This is a genomic window from Neorhizobium phenanthreniclasticum (assembly GCF_040066075.1).
Lineage (GTDB): Bacteria > Pseudomonadota > Alphaproteobacteria > Rhizobiales > Rhizobiaceae > Neorhizobium > Neorhizobium petrolearium.
In genome coordinates, this window is the sequence record NZ_JBEAAL010000010.1 from 31,662 (window position 1) to 44,532 (window position 12,871).

The following is a 12,871-nucleotide window of genomic DNA, read 5'->3' on the forward strand; positions in this document are numbered from 1 at the left end:
GGAACGACGACATATGAAGAAAATCCTCGGCCTATCCATCCTGGTCCTGACGGCCGCCGCACCGGCCAATGCCGCGATGCTCTCGGTCTGCATCGAAGGCTCGCCTGAAGTCTTCAATCCGCAACTCACCAGCAACGGCACGACCTCCTACGTGCTCGGCCAGATCTATGACGGCCTGGTTTCCGTGAAAGCCGGATCGTCGGATATCGAGCCGGCGCTGGCTGAGAGCTGGAGCGTCTCCGACGATGCCCGCACCTATACGTTCAAGCTGCGCCAGGGCGTGAAGTGGCAGTCGAACGACAAGTTCACGCCTACCCGTGAGTTCAACGCCGACGACGTGATGTTCACTTTCGAGCGGATGATGAAGCCCGACCATCCCTATGCCAAGGTCAACGGCGGAAACTTCATCACCTTCAACACCAAGCTCGCCGACGCGCTGGAATCGGTAAAGAAGATCGACGATTACACCGTTGCCTTCACTCTGAAGAGCCCGCTTGCTCCCTTCATCGGCATCATGGCGCACCAGTCGCTGGCAATCACCTCCGCCGAATATGCCGCAATGCTATCCAAGGCCGGCACACCGGAACTCATAGACCGCGAACCGATCGGCACCGGGCCATTTCAGCTCCAGGTCTACCAGCAGGATGCCGTCGTCCGTCTGGTGCCTTTCAAAGACACCTGGGGGGCGGCGATCAACAATCCGGCGCGCACGCCGATGGTCGACGGCGTGGTCATGGCGATCGGCGCCGATGCATCCGTCCGCCTGCAGCGCGCCATGGCCGGTGAGTGCCAGATCGCACTCTATCCGAACCTCGCCGACCGCGAGATGATCGGGAAAAGCCCTAATCTCAATCTCGTCCAGACGCCAGTCGCCTCCACCGGCTTCATCACCTTCAACTTCAGGCAGGACAAGTTCAAGGACAGGCGCGTCCGTGAGGCTCTGGCGCATGCGATCAACATGAAGCCACTCGTCGACCTTGTCTATGACGGCATGGGCACCGTCACCGGCGCGATCATTCCCCCGTCGCTCTGGGGCCACGACAAGGATGTCGGCGCCTATAGTTACGATCCGGACCTCGCCAAGAAGCTGCTCACGGAGGCCGGTTTCCCCGACGGGTTCTCCACCCAGCTCTGGGCCGTCCCGGTCTCGCGTCCCTATATGCCGAACGGCCGCCGCGCAGCCGAGATGATCCAGGCCGACTGGGCCAAGATCGGCGTCAAGGCCGAGGTCGTCTCATACGAATGGGGCGAGTACATTACCCGCGCCCGCAACGGCGAGGCCGAGGTTGGCATGTTCGGCGGCATCTACGATTTCCCGGACCCGAGCCAGATCCCCAACAACTACTTCACGTGCGATTCCTCCGGCAAGCCGAGCCCGTCCAATATCGGTGCCTGGTGCGACAAAGAATTCATTGGCCTGATGAACGAGGCCGGCACCGTGACCGATCGGGCCAAGCGCATCGAGCTCTACAAAAAGGCTCAGGAGGAATTTCACGCGGAAGTGCCCGCCGTCATCCTCGGCGGCGCCGACACGATCACCGCCGTCGCCAAGACCGTCAAAGGCTATGCGCCGGCGATCTTCGGCACCAGTCGCCTTTCCGGCGTAACAGTCGAATAGGCCTTCGCATTCCGGCGGGTGATAATCGATGGCATCCGCCGGCCCAAAGTCAAAACATACGGGATTCTTGAAATGCGTGTCTTGATCATCGGCGCCGGCATTTTCGGCGCCAGTGCCGCCTACCATCTCGCCCGCGAGGGCGTGGAGGTGGAAATCGTCGACGAAGCCCATCAGGGCAAGGCCACCATGGCCGGTGCGGGTATCGTCTGCCCCTGGGCCACCAAGGCCGACGAGCCGGACTGGTACAAGATGTATGCCGCTGGCGCCCGCTTCTATGACGGCCTCATCGAGGGTCTGAAGGCGAAGGGCGAGACCGAGCTAGGCTACGGCAAGGTCGGTGCCCTGGTGGTCGCCGAGGACCGCGCCGAATTCGATGCCGCGGCCGAACGGGTGGCGCGCCGGGTCAAGGATGCGCCTGAGGCCGGAGATGTCCGGCACCTGACCCCGACGGAAGCGCGTACACTCTTCCCGCCGCTGCGCGAGGATCTCGATGCAATCTACATCCCCGGCGGTGCCCGCGTCGATGCGCGCCTGCTGTCCGCCGCGATGGTCCGCACAGCCGTCTCCATGGGTGCAAGATTCCGCAGCGAACATGTCACCCTGACGCTCGGCGGCGATCGCGCCCGCTGCCTCGACAGCAATGGCGCCGTCATCGAAGCAGATGAAATCGTCGTGACCGCCGGTGCCTGGGCCTACCAGATCCTTGGACCGCTCGGGCTTATCCATCCCGTTAAGCCGCAGAGAGGCCAGATCATCCACCTGCGCCTGCCAGGCGTGGCGACGGCCAAATGGCCCGTCGTCCTGCCGATGAGCAGCCATTACATGCTCGCCTTCGACGATTCCCGCGTGGTCGTCGGCGCGACCCGCGAGAACGACACCGGCTTCGACTACCGCGTCACCGCCGCCGGCGAGTTGGAAGTGCTCACCGCCGGCCTTAATATCGCACCAGGCCTTGCCAATGCGACGCTGATCGAAACGCGCATCGGCTTTCGCCCGGCGGGCGAGACGATGAACCCGACCCTCGGTCGGGTTCCCGATATCGCCAACCTGACGATCGGCAACGGGCTTGGGGCCGGCGGCCTGACGATCGGTCCGTTTGCAGGCGCCCAGCTCGCTAAGCTGGTAACGGGCCAGAAAGCCGAAATCCCGCTCGACAGATACGCCCCGCAAGGACGCGGCTGACCCCAGCTCAAGACGTACCAACCCAACCTGCCGCGGCCAAGCGGCGGGCACCCTTTCCCTTTGTCAAAGGAACTCAGAATGATCAAACGTCACCGCAAGCACCGCATCATGCACGGCGCCGTCGAACATAACGGCGTGCTTTACCTCGGCGGCCATGCCGCAAGCGACATTTCCGTCGGCATGAAGGAGCAGACACAACAGACCTGCGCCAAGCTCGAAGAGATACTCGCCGAATGCGGCTCCGACAAGCATCACATCCTGTCGGCGCGCATCTATCTCTCCGACATGTCGCGCAAGGAGGAGATGAACGAGGCCTGGCTCGAATGGCTCGACGGCGACGATCTGCCGTCGCGTGCGACGATCGGCGTTGCCGATCTCGGCGATCCCAGACGGCTTATCGAAATCGTGCTGATCGCCGCCAAGAAATAACCTCGATGGCACGGGCGGATTTTGGTCCGCACGTTCGCTTTCACGGACTGGAAAACGTACATGACGGACAAGCCGAACCGGATCGACGATCGCTATGCGACCCGTGAGAAATACACGACGTTGCGCGGCATCTACAAGGATGCGCAACGCCGGCTCTCGGAGGTCGACTGGAACTATCTTTCCTGTGGCACCGGCGATGAGGTGACACTCCGCGAAAACACCGCCGTCTTCGACCGCATCCGGTTCGAGGTGCCGCTTTTCGCCGGCATCAGCAATCCGGACACGCGCACGAAAGTCCTCGGCTTCGACCTCAGCTTCCCCGCCTTCATCGCGCCCTTCGGCGGCGGCGAGGCCGTATTCCATCCGGAAGGGCATCTTGCGATCGGCCGCGCCGCAGCGTCGGCGGGCATCCAGCAGATGGTGCCGGTCGCGGCGGCCCATTCATTGGAGGAGGTAGCGATGGCCTCGCCGGTCGCCTCCATTTTCCAGATGACGTTCGTGGGAGATGAAGGTGCCGTGCTCGAGATGATCGAGCGAGCGAAGGTAGCCGGCTATCAATATATCTGCGTCACCTATTCACCGATACGCCAGTGGCGGGAGCGGATGATGGAGGACCGGTTTTCGATCCGCGGCGAGGAAGGTCCGTCGAACTTCGGTCCCGGCAAGTCCGACGCAGCAGCCCTTGTTGAGCTTCTGGATTTCACCAGGCCGCGCTGGAGCTGGGCTCAGGCCGCCAGCGTGATCAAGAAGGCTCCTCTTCCTTGCATCGTCAAGGGGGTCTCCAGCGTGCGCGACGCCAAGGCCTCGCTCGATGCCGGTGCAGTCGGTCTCTATGTCTCCAATTACGGCGGCCGGACGATCGACCGCACGCCGACAACACTGGAAACACTGCCGGCGATCCGCGATGCGGTAGGCAAGGACGTTCCTGTGATCTTCGATTCCGGCGTCCGCCGGGGAAGCGACATCGCCGCCGCGATTGCACTCGGCGCCGATGCCGTGGCGCTTGGCCGCATCGTTGCCTACGGCCTTGCGGCCGACGGCGAAAACGGGGTGCGGCGAACGCTGGAACTGTTGCAGCGGGAATTCTGGACGACGCTCGGCCATCTCGGCTGCTCGACAGTGGCAGAACTGTCTCCCGCCGCCCTCGCACACCATTGATCACGGCTAAAAACGCTGCGCGACCTCAGCGGAATGGTGCCTTGCTCCTGAACGGACTAGACCCGCGAAACCCAAGCTATTGTTAGTAACTTGCTGTTTCGGTCACCGTTTTGGTGTCCACGAAACCGACAGCAGGCCAGAGGTCGTTTACGACACGCGACGAGCAAGAGGTTGCCGGCTATGCGGAGGTGATGGAGCCCATCTTCAGTGCTTACGAAGCTATTTCATTCACCGAGAATCATATCCGTCGGTTCCACCGCGACCTTCTTGCGAATTCGACAAAGGACGAGCGGCATCGCGGCGCATACAAACCCTCTCCAACAACGTGGAAGCGTTTAACGAACAGGCGAGAGCCTCGGCATAGTTTTCGAAACGGCATCGCCGTTCGATACGCCGCGTCGAATGGAAGAACTGATCGCCTGGCTGGATGAGCAAGGGCGAGAAAAGCGGCTCCATCCACTTTTAGTCGTCGCGATCTTCGTTGTCGTTTTCCTCGAAATCAATCCATTCCAGGATGGTAATGGCCGCCTATCGCGTATTCTGACCACCTTGTTGCTCCTGCGGGCCGGCTACGCTTACGTCCCCTACAGCTCGCTCGAAAGCATCATCGAGCAAAGCAAGGAGAGCTATTACGTCTCGCTTCGGCGCACGCAGGGAACGATCCGCAGCACCGAACCAGACTGGAACCCCTGGATCGAGTTCTTTTTGAAAGCCCTGCATCGGCAGAAGACGCGGCTTGAGAAGAAAATGGAGCGCGAGCGTATTATTCTCGCCGACATGCCGGAATTATCCATTACATTGCTCGAGTTGGCGCGCGAGCACGGACGGATCACGGTCGCGGAGGCTGCACGGATCACCGATGCAAGCCGTCACACCATCAAGGATCATCTCAAGGCACTCGTGGATCAAGGGCACCTCGTCCTCCACGGTGCCGGCCGCGGCGCCTGGTACGGTCTTTCCTAATCAAGGGGATGTCAGGTTCATCTGAATGGATTAGCTCTTGAATGGGTTCGAACCGACGATCCCGCTATTTCACAATCGTTCCAGTTGATGAGAGTAGAACCTGAGACCCCGTCGTTCGATGTCTGGCCTGCCGTTGAAGGGAATCGAGCCAGACGAACGGATGCCGGCAAACGGCTCGCTCCTTGTCTCCCGCGTCGCAAGACGCTATATATGGCAATGTATTAACTGCGGTGAAAATTGATGACATTCGTCACTACGACAGTGTTGGCTACGGTAAACGCCCCTTATGGGACGAGCCTTTCGGCTGAGCAGTTGGCGTCGAAGATTGCCGACCCGGCGAGCGCCGACCATTACGACGCATCGGCATTTGCGTTCTTTTCTGATGTTAGCGAAAGCCTTCAGCATTCGTTTCTCGATGAAATGCATGTCAACCTTGCTGATGCCTCTGTCGTTGCACGACGGTTTTCCGATATGGCCGGATACGAACTGCCGCTCGCCCGAGCCGCCTAGTGGCACAATCTCAAAATAGTCATTGGGCCGAGCTCTTTGACCAGGCCCAGAAGATAATCAGCCAAGCTAATTCAAAGTTCACCGTTCTCGACAGCTGGAGTTTCGGTGGCGGCACTGCGCTGATGCTTCAAATCGGCCACCGGCAGAGTTTCGACGTCGATATCTTCATCGACGATCCTCAGGTGCTGCCTTATCTCAATCCACAAACGCAGGGCTTTGCTCTCGACATACACCCCGAGGCTTATACCTTCGACGGAACGCGTGCGCTCAAAATCGTGTTCAAGGATATCGGAGAGATCGACTTTATCGTCGCAACGCACCTGACGTCTGAGCCCACGAGGGAAAGAGAAATACGAGGGCAGAAGGTTTACCTGGAGACGCCAGCCGAGATCGTTGCGAAAAAGATTTTCTATCGCGGGGCCTCAGTGCAGCCACGCGACATGTTCGATATTGCCTGCGTCCGCGAGAGCGAAGGCCATGATTACCTTGTAGAGGCGCTCATTCCGTTCAAGGAATCATGCGCACGGGCCCTGAAAACGGCACGTATGATGGACGCCCGGCTCGCCGAGGCTGTTATGTCTAAGCTTCTGTACCAGTCGAAATACTTTAGGATACCATCGCAAGCGCAGCAGATGACGATTGAGATTTTAGAGACCATTTGTGGCCCTGAGCCACCAACCGAGACTTAAGCGAGACCACTCGCCTTGAACCGATTGGAACCTACGGTGCGTGACCTCGTGTAATTTTAAGAAGGAAATCAACGACAGCGCGCACCTTTACAGGTGTGCGGCGGTTCGCGGGAAAGACGATCGCGATTGGATCGGCTTCGATCTCGTAGTCCTCCAAAACGGGCACCAGAAGGCCCCGCTGCATCTCCTCACGAAACAGCCACCATGTCGCCTGAGATATCCCCAGACCGGTCATCGCCGCCTCGCGCAGAATGTCGCCGCTGTCTGTCGTCAGGCATCCTGAGACGCGGATTACCTCTTCGCTGCCGTCCTTGCCGCGATAATGCCAGTTTGGCCCGAAGGCGCCGGTGATGCAGTTGTGCCGAACGAGATCGGCCGGCGTCTGCGGCCGGCCATAGCGCTCGATATAGCTCGGAGCTGCCACCGTCTTCTGGGCGCCGCGCACCAGGATACGGTTGATCAGCCGGGAATCAGCGAGCCGGCCGGAATGCACGACAAGATCAAAGCCGCCTTCGATTGGATTCGTTGTCTGGCTCTTGAGGCAGAGGTCCAGCACGACGTTCGGATAACGATCGTAGAATTCCGGCAGCGCGGGAATGACCGTCATGCGGCCGAAGGACGGCGGCAGCGCGATCCGGACCGGCCCACTGGGGGCGATATTTGCCTCACGAATGGAGCCTTCCGCCTCATCAAGATCGATGAGGATCTGGCGGCAGCGCTCGTAATATTCCGCCCCGTATTCGGTCAGATGCATGCGCCGGGTGGTGCGGTGCAGAAGCTGTACGCCAAGTCCTTCCTCGAGCCGGGTCACGCTCTTGGTCACCGCCGATGTGGAGGATGACAGTGCCTTGGCAGCTGCGGTGAAGCCGCCGAGTTCGGCCACCCGCACGAATGACAATATGTCCTGGAACCTGTTCACTTCGGTTCGTTCACTGCTCACATCTTGCGCATTGTGACGCGCCGTTAATCGACAGCTTACGCATTAAAGGGGCAATCGCAAGCAGACAGGTTCCAGCAGCAATTTGCGTGCCGTTCCTCTCCATCCGCCGGGTTTCTATCCGGAAAATGATTTTTTCCAAAACTGCGTATTTTCCTTCGCCGCTAGCTGGGAACACTAGGGCCAAGGATGCCAAAGGCGCCGGGGAACGCATCGACTGGAAAATCTGTGCCGGGATACTGGTTCGAAAACACTTTATGCCTGATGGAAGACGCCGGCCGCTTCAAGACGGAACGGTGGTCGATCGAGGTTGCGGGCGGCCGGATTGCAGCGCTGCATCCCGCAGGCACGCCTGCCCCTACCGGGCGACAGTTCATCGATGCCTCCCGCCTCCTCGCTACGCCCGGCTTCGTCAACTGCCACAGCCATTCACCGGACAACCTGGCTCGGGGGATCGCCGGCGACCTTCCGCTCGAACTCTGGTCGCTGACCTCTTCCGCAGCGCGTGAAAGACGCAGCCATCAGGAGATCTACATCTCGACGATGCTCGGCGCGATCGAGATGATGCGGTCCGGGACGACCGCCGTCCTCGATCACGTGCGCATCTCACCCGATATTGATGCCGGGGCGCTCGATGCCGTCGCCTCGGCCTGGCGGGACAGCGGCATGCGGGCGGTGATCGCGCCGATCGTTTCGGACCGGAGCATTATCGACACCCTGCCCTTCGATGCCGGCGACCTCGTCGGCCTCGATCTTGCCTCCTACGGAAGCCGTCCTCCAGTGCCCGCCTGCGAGCAGATGGCGATCGTCGACGCTTTCTTCCGCCGCTGGAACGGCGAAGCGGGTGCCAGGATCAGCGTCGCGATCGGTCCATCCGGTCCGCAGCGATGCTCGGACAAACTGCTTGTCGCGGCGGCAGATTTCAGCCGGCGGCACGAAACACTCCTGCACACCCACATCCTCGAAACCCGGCTGCAGCGTGAGATGGGCCTGAAGCTTTACGGCCGCGGCATGATCGCCCATCTCGAAGGCCTTGGCCTGCTGACTCCGCGCACCAATCTCGTTCACGCGATCTGGCTGGAGCCGGACGATGCCGCGCGGATTGCCGCCGCCGATGCGACGATCATCCACAATCCGGTCTCCAACGCCCGGCTCGGCAGCGGCTATTGCCCGCTTCCCGACCTGCTCGGCAGGGGCATTCGGGTCGGGCTCGGCACCGACAGCGCCTGCTGCAACGACGGCGCCAATCTTCTCGAAACGATGAAATGGGCCGCTCTCCTACACAATCTCAAGTCCGACGACGAGGAAGACTGGATCGGCCCGCAGACCGCGTTGAAGCTCGGCACGTCCAGCGGCGCCGATGCCATCGGCCTAAAGACGACAGGCCGCCTGGAAGCGGGATACGATGCGGACATCACGTTCTTCCGCCTGGACGCACCGGCATTCCGGCCGCTGAACGATGCACCTCGCCAGCTCGTCCTGTCAGAAAACGGCAGCGCCATCGACCGGGTCATGATCGCCGGGCGCATCGTCGTTTCGAACGGCCGTGCCACGGCGATCGACGAGGCGGCGATCTGGAGCGAGGCCCAAGTCTTCGCCGACCGGCGGCGGACCGAAGGCGCGGCCGCACGGGCCGCAGCTCATGTTCTGGAAGCGCCGATCCGCGGGATGCGGAAGCGTTACGCCAAGCTTTGGGCAGGAGGCTGCGCATGCCATTGACCTCGCCTTTGGCCTGGACCGAAGAGCCGCTGCGTTTTTTCCAGCACCTGTTGCGCGAGACCGATGCCGCGAAATCGACTGTCGACCAGCTCGTCGGCGAGATCAGAAGCGCCGGCGCCAATGCCTGCATCGTTATGGGCGGCGGTTTTTCCACCTGGTATCCGACGAAACTCGCCTCGCAGACGATCAACCCGCATTTGCGGGGAGATTTCCTTGGCGACTTCCTGAATACCGCAAAGGCGGAAGGCATCCGCGTCCTGGTGCGGATGGACATTTCCAAGGGCCGCGAAGGCATGGAGGCGAAACATCCCGACTGGTTCGTCCGCAAACCGGACGGCGCGGTCACCAGCGTCTGGGCCATGCCGCAGATCTGCGCCACCGGCCCGTTCTGGCAAGCGCAGGTCTTTTCGATCCTCGACGAGATCCTCGGCCGCTACCCCGCCGCGGACGGCTTCTTCTTCAACTACCTGCACGTGCCGCGCTGTTATTGCGGCCGCTGCAGGGGCATCGTGCAGGCGGCGACGGGCAAGCCCGTTCCCGCTTCCGACCGTCGAGAACCCGCCTATGAGGCCTGGCGGCAGGATTTCCTCGCCGATTACATGGGCCGCGTCCGCAGTTTCGTGCAGCAGCGCAATCCGGGTGCGGCGATCGTACCCTACCATCACGTCCATGAGGGCTGGAACATCCGTCGCATGGCCGAGGTCAGCGACATCATCGGCTCGCAGGTCTCCAACCCCGTGATGCCGAATCCGATCGATCCGCAGCCGATCTGGAACCTCTGGGCCGCAGAAGAGGCGCTCACGGCCGATGCCCTGAAACCCGGCCGTCCGCCGCTCCTCATCCAGACGACGTCGGAAGTCTTCGCCAGCCGCCAGTCGGCGATGCCGAAGGCGCGGCTGATCCACAACCTCGTTCAGGCGGCGGCGCATGGCGCCAGTACGGCGCCGGCGGTGAACGGTCTGCTCGAGCAGAAAGACGCACGCTTCGTTCCGGCACTGCGGGAATTCGGTGCCTACCAACAGAAGAACGCCCATTGGTACCGTGGCCTGAAGAGCCTCGCCCGCATCGCCGTGGTCCGTTCCGAGCACAGCCGGCTGTGGGGCGAGGACGCCGGCCGGATGGCCGGGGCGCCGAACGGCAATGGCCATGTCGCGGAATTCCGCGGCGCCTGTGAATTGCTGTCCGATCTGCGTTATCCCTTCGCCGTTGTTGTTGCGCCGGGTCTCGATGCAATGGAGCTCGGCTGTTTCGATCTTGTGATACTGCCGGCGGCAGATTGCCTGTCCGATGCCGATGCGGCGGCGATCGACGCCTATGTCCAACAGGGCGGCAAGATTGTCGCCACCGCCGATCTCGCAGCTGCAACCGACATAGGAACACGGCGGGAAACGCCTGCCCTGCGCTGCCTGCCGGCCCTTCCCGGCGAGGCCCGCTCGGTGGTCGGCGCCTATTTCGCGCTGAGGCGGGCCGACCTCGGGAGCGTTGTGGACGGCATCCCGCATATCCCGGCCGCCGGTCCGTTCTGGGCACCCTTCGGCGATGGCGAGACGCAGGACGACCTCCGCATCATTGGCCCGTTCGCGAACAACGCTCCGGAATTCACGACCGTCGAAGGAGACGGCAGCGAACCCGGTCTGATCGAGCGCAGCTTCGGCGAAGGTCGGGCGATCTGGCTTCCCTGGCGCATCGGCGCGCTCTATCACCGCTATTCGATGCCGGAATATCGCCGGATCCTCGGCGCGCTGGTGGAGGCCAAGATCGGCCCGCCGCCCGTCCGCACGACCGCATCGAGTGCCGTCGAGACCATCCTTTACGGCCATCCGGACGGCATGGTCCTGCATCTTCTCAACGGCGCCGCCTCGCAGACCAAGAGGCTGACCGAACTGACGCCGCTCGCCGGGTTCGAGGTCTCGGTGGAAACCGATGCCGATACCGCTCTTTCGCTTCACGACGACACGGAACTGCCCGCTGCAAGGGCAGGTAAAATGATGGTCCTGCGCCTCGGGCGCCTGGATCACTTTGCGGCCATAGCTCTGGTAAAGGGTTCGGCCGGGAGGAAGAAGGCTTGAGGAAGACGACAGATCCGACGGGCCGCTCGGCCCATCGCAGAACAGAAAAGGGTGAACAGATGAAAGATATCCTGAGACGACATTTTGTGGCCGGCACGCTGGGTGCTGCCGCGCTCGCGCTTCTTCCGCTCGGCGCCTCGGCCCAGAACTCCTCGACGATCGTGGTCGCCCAGGCCGCCGACGCATATTCGATGGACCCGGCGAAACATTCCGCCTTCCCGACCGCCAATATCCTCTTCCAGATCTATGACGGTCTCGTCAGCCAGAACGAAAAGGGCGACATCGTTCCCGCGCTTGCGACATCCTGGAGCAATCCCGATCCGCTGACCTGGCGCTTCAAGCTGCGCGAAGGCGTGAAATTCCACAATGGCGAGCCCTTCAATGCGGCCGCGGTGAAATATACCCTCGACCGCGCCCTCGATCCGAATTTCAAGGCGCCCTATTACTCGCGCATCTCGCAAATCAAGTCGGTCACGGTGGTCGACGACTACACGGTCGAGATCAAGACCGACAAGCCTTTCCCAACCATGCTGCTGTCGCTGTATGAGGCGAGCTTCCCGGCACTGATCGTGCCGCCGTCCTACACCGCCCAAAACAACAGCGCCGATCTCGCTGCCAAGCCGGTCGGCACCGGCCCCTACCGTTTCGTGGAGTGGAAGAAGGACGAGCGCGTCGTGCTCGAAGCCAATCCGGATTATTGGGGCGGCAAGCCAGCAGTCGAAAAAGTGATCTTCCGCCCTATCAAGGAAACCCGTACTCGCATCGCCGAGCTGAAGAGCGGTGGCGTCGATATCGCCGTCGATGTGCCGCCGGAGGACATGGCCTCGCTCGACGGCGGCGAGACCAAGATTTCGACGGTCGCCAGCGACTCGCTCTATTTCCTGGCCTTCGACATCACCCGCGACACGCCGCTCAAGGACAAGCGTGTCCGCCAGGCGATCAACTACGCCGTTGATGTCGATGCCATCCAGCAGGCGCTGCTGAACGGCATGGGCATGCGCATTGCGCTCACCCTTCCGGCCAACGCCTTCGGTTACGATCAGGCCTGGAAGCCCTACCCTTACGATCCGGCCAAGGCCAAGGCGCTGCTCGCCGAAGCCGGCTACAAGGACGGCTTCACCGTTCCACTGATGACCCGCAAGGGACGTTACATGAAGGACAGCGAGATCGTCGAAGCGACGGCCGGTTTCCTCGCGAAGGTCGGCATCAAGGTGAACATCCAATATCTCGAGCCGGGCGTCTGGGGTCAGGTTTCGGAAAAGAAGGGCCGTGAGGGCATCACTTTCCCCGGCTGGAGCGGCCGCGACCCGAACCTCGTCTGGTACCCGCTGCTGCACACGGGCGAATACCAGAGCTATTACAGCAATCCGGAGCTCGACAAGCTGCTCGATGCCGGCGCAGGCACGATCGACCAGGCGGAACGCAAGTCGATCTACGAGAAGGCGGCCGCCATCATCAAGGAGGATGCGCCGCATCTACCGATGATCCAGCCGCCGCTGATCTACGGCCTCGACGCCAGGCTCACCTGGACACCGCGTCCGGACGGCATGATCGACCTGCGCAAGGCGCATTTCTGATAGAAACGGCATCCGCGGCC

General features: G+C 61.8%; 11 protein-coding genes. 10 read left to right on the forward strand and 1 reads right to left on the reverse strand.

Translation table 11 applies throughout. The annotated features are described in order from the left end of the window. Window positions 1-13 precede the first annotated feature (13 nt). The 7 genes from ABK249_RS15335 (at window position 14) to ABK249_RS15365 (ending at window position 6,549) form a co-directional block, all read left to right on the forward strand. On the forward strand, window positions 14-1,618 hold the full coding sequence (locus ABK249_RS15335) for an ABC transporter substrate-binding protein (RefSeq protein WP_227702501.1): 1,605 nt from the start codon (window positions 14-16) through the stop codon (window positions 1,616-1,618). Window positions 1,619-1,690: 72 nt separating this feature from the next. Beyond that, a complete protein-coding gene (locus tag ABK249_RS15340) occupies window positions 1,691-2,800 on the forward strand; it encodes an NAD(P)/FAD-dependent oxidoreductase (protein ID WP_227702500.1) in 1,110 nt (369 codons plus the stop codon). A 78-nt stretch (window positions 2,801-2,878) separates the two neighbouring features. Beyond that, window positions 2,879-3,229: a RidA family protein gene (locus ABK249_RS15345; RefSeq protein ID WP_037156213.1), complete on the forward strand. Its 351-nt coding sequence runs from the start codon at window positions 2,879-2,881 to the stop codon at window positions 3,227-3,229. A 60-nt stretch (window positions 3,230-3,289) separates the two neighbouring features. Continuing rightward, window positions 3,290-4,387 (forward strand): alpha-hydroxy acid oxidase, encoded by a 1,098-nt coding sequence (locus ABK249_RS15350; protein ID WP_037156215.1) that lies wholly within the window; start codon window positions 3,290-3,292, stop codon window positions 4,385-4,387. A 402-nt stretch (window positions 4,388-4,789) separates the two neighbouring features. Continuing rightward, on the forward strand, window positions 4,790-5,350 hold the full coding sequence (locus ABK249_RS15355; protein WP_052183056.1) for a Fic family protein: 561 nt from the start codon (window positions 4,790-4,792) through the stop codon (window positions 5,348-5,350). A gap of 240 nt (window positions 5,351-5,590) precedes the next feature. Beyond that, on the forward strand, window positions 5,591-5,860 hold the full coding sequence (locus ABK249_RS15360) for a hypothetical protein (protein WP_037156217.1): 270 nt from the start codon (window positions 5,591-5,593) through the stop codon (window positions 5,858-5,860). Beyond that, a complete protein-coding gene (locus ABK249_RS15365; RefSeq protein ID WP_081952952.1) occupies window positions 5,860-6,549 on the forward strand; it encodes a nucleotidyl transferase AbiEii/AbiGii toxin family protein in 690 nt (229 codons plus the stop codon). Before ABK249_RS15360 ends, ABK249_RS15365 begins: the two co-directional genes overlap by 1 nt. A 31-nt stretch (window positions 6,550-6,580) precedes the next feature. On the opposite strand, the gene ABK249_RS15370 is transcribed toward ABK249_RS15365, so the two are convergent. Next, complete coding sequence (locus tag ABK249_RS15370) at window positions 6,581-7,468, reverse strand: LysR family transcriptional regulator (RefSeq protein WP_037156219.1); 888 nt, start codon at window positions 7,466-7,468, stop codon at window positions 6,581-6,583. A gap of 282 nt (window positions 7,469-7,750) precedes the next feature. Here ABK249_RS15370 and ABK249_RS15375 point away from each other — a divergent pair, with 282 nt between their 5' ends. Genes ABK249_RS15375 through ABK249_RS15385 form a run of 3 tightly spaced genes read left to right on the forward strand, consistent with a single transcriptional unit; the run spans window position 7,751 to window position 12,851 of the window. Continuing rightward, window positions 7,751-9,205, forward strand: a complete 1,455-nt coding sequence (locus ABK249_RS15375; RefSeq protein ID WP_227702499.1) for an amidohydrolase family protein — start codon at window positions 7,751-7,753, stop codon at window positions 9,203-9,205. Further along, window positions 9,196-11,274 carry an alpha-amylase family protein gene (locus ABK249_RS15380; RefSeq protein ID WP_227702498.1) on the forward strand — a complete coding sequence of 693 codons (2,079 nt, stop codon included), beginning with the start codon at window positions 9,196-9,198 and terminating at the stop codon, window positions 11,272-11,274. The genes ABK249_RS15375 and ABK249_RS15380 overlap by 10 nt, the downstream gene beginning before the upstream one ends. Next, window positions 11,271-12,851 (forward strand): ABC transporter substrate-binding protein, encoded by a 1,581-nt coding sequence (locus tag ABK249_RS15385; RefSeq protein WP_227702497.1) that lies wholly within the window; start codon window positions 11,271-11,273, stop codon window positions 12,849-12,851. The genes ABK249_RS15380 and ABK249_RS15385 overlap by 4 nt, the downstream gene beginning before the upstream one ends. Window positions 12,852-12,871 lie beyond the last annotated feature (20 nt).

Bases quoted from the DNA above. Each gene is read 5' to 3' on its own strand.
- ABK249_RS15335 (WP_227702501.1), top strand. From the start codon at position 14: ATGAAGAAAATCCTCGGCCTATCCATCCTGGTCCTGACGGCCGCCGCA.
- ABK249_RS15340 (WP_227702500.1), top strand. From the start codon at position 1,691: ATGCGTGTCTTGATCATCGGCGCCGGCATTTTCGGCGCCAGTGCCGCC.
- ABK249_RS15345 (WP_037156213.1), top strand. From the start codon at position 2,879: ATGATCAAACGTCACCGCAAGCACCGCATCATGCACGGCGCCGTCGAA.
- ABK249_RS15350 (WP_037156215.1), top strand. From the start codon at position 3,290: ATGACGGACAAGCCGAACCGGATCGACGATCGCTATGCGACCCGTGAG.
- ABK249_RS15355 (WP_052183056.1), top strand. From the start codon at position 4,790: ATGGAAGAACTGATCGCCTGGCTGGATGAGCAAGGGCGAGAAAAGCGG.
- ABK249_RS15360 (WP_037156217.1), top strand. From the start codon at position 5,591: ATGACATTCGTCACTACGACAGTGTTGGCTACGGTAAACGCCCCTTAT.
- ABK249_RS15375 (WP_227702499.1), top strand. From the start codon at position 7,751: ATGGAAGACGCCGGCCGCTTCAAGACGGAACGGTGGTCGATCGAGGTT.
- ABK249_RS15380 (WP_227702498.1), top strand. From the start codon at position 9,196: ATGCCATTGACCTCGCCTTTGGCCTGGACCGAAGAGCCGCTGCGTTTT.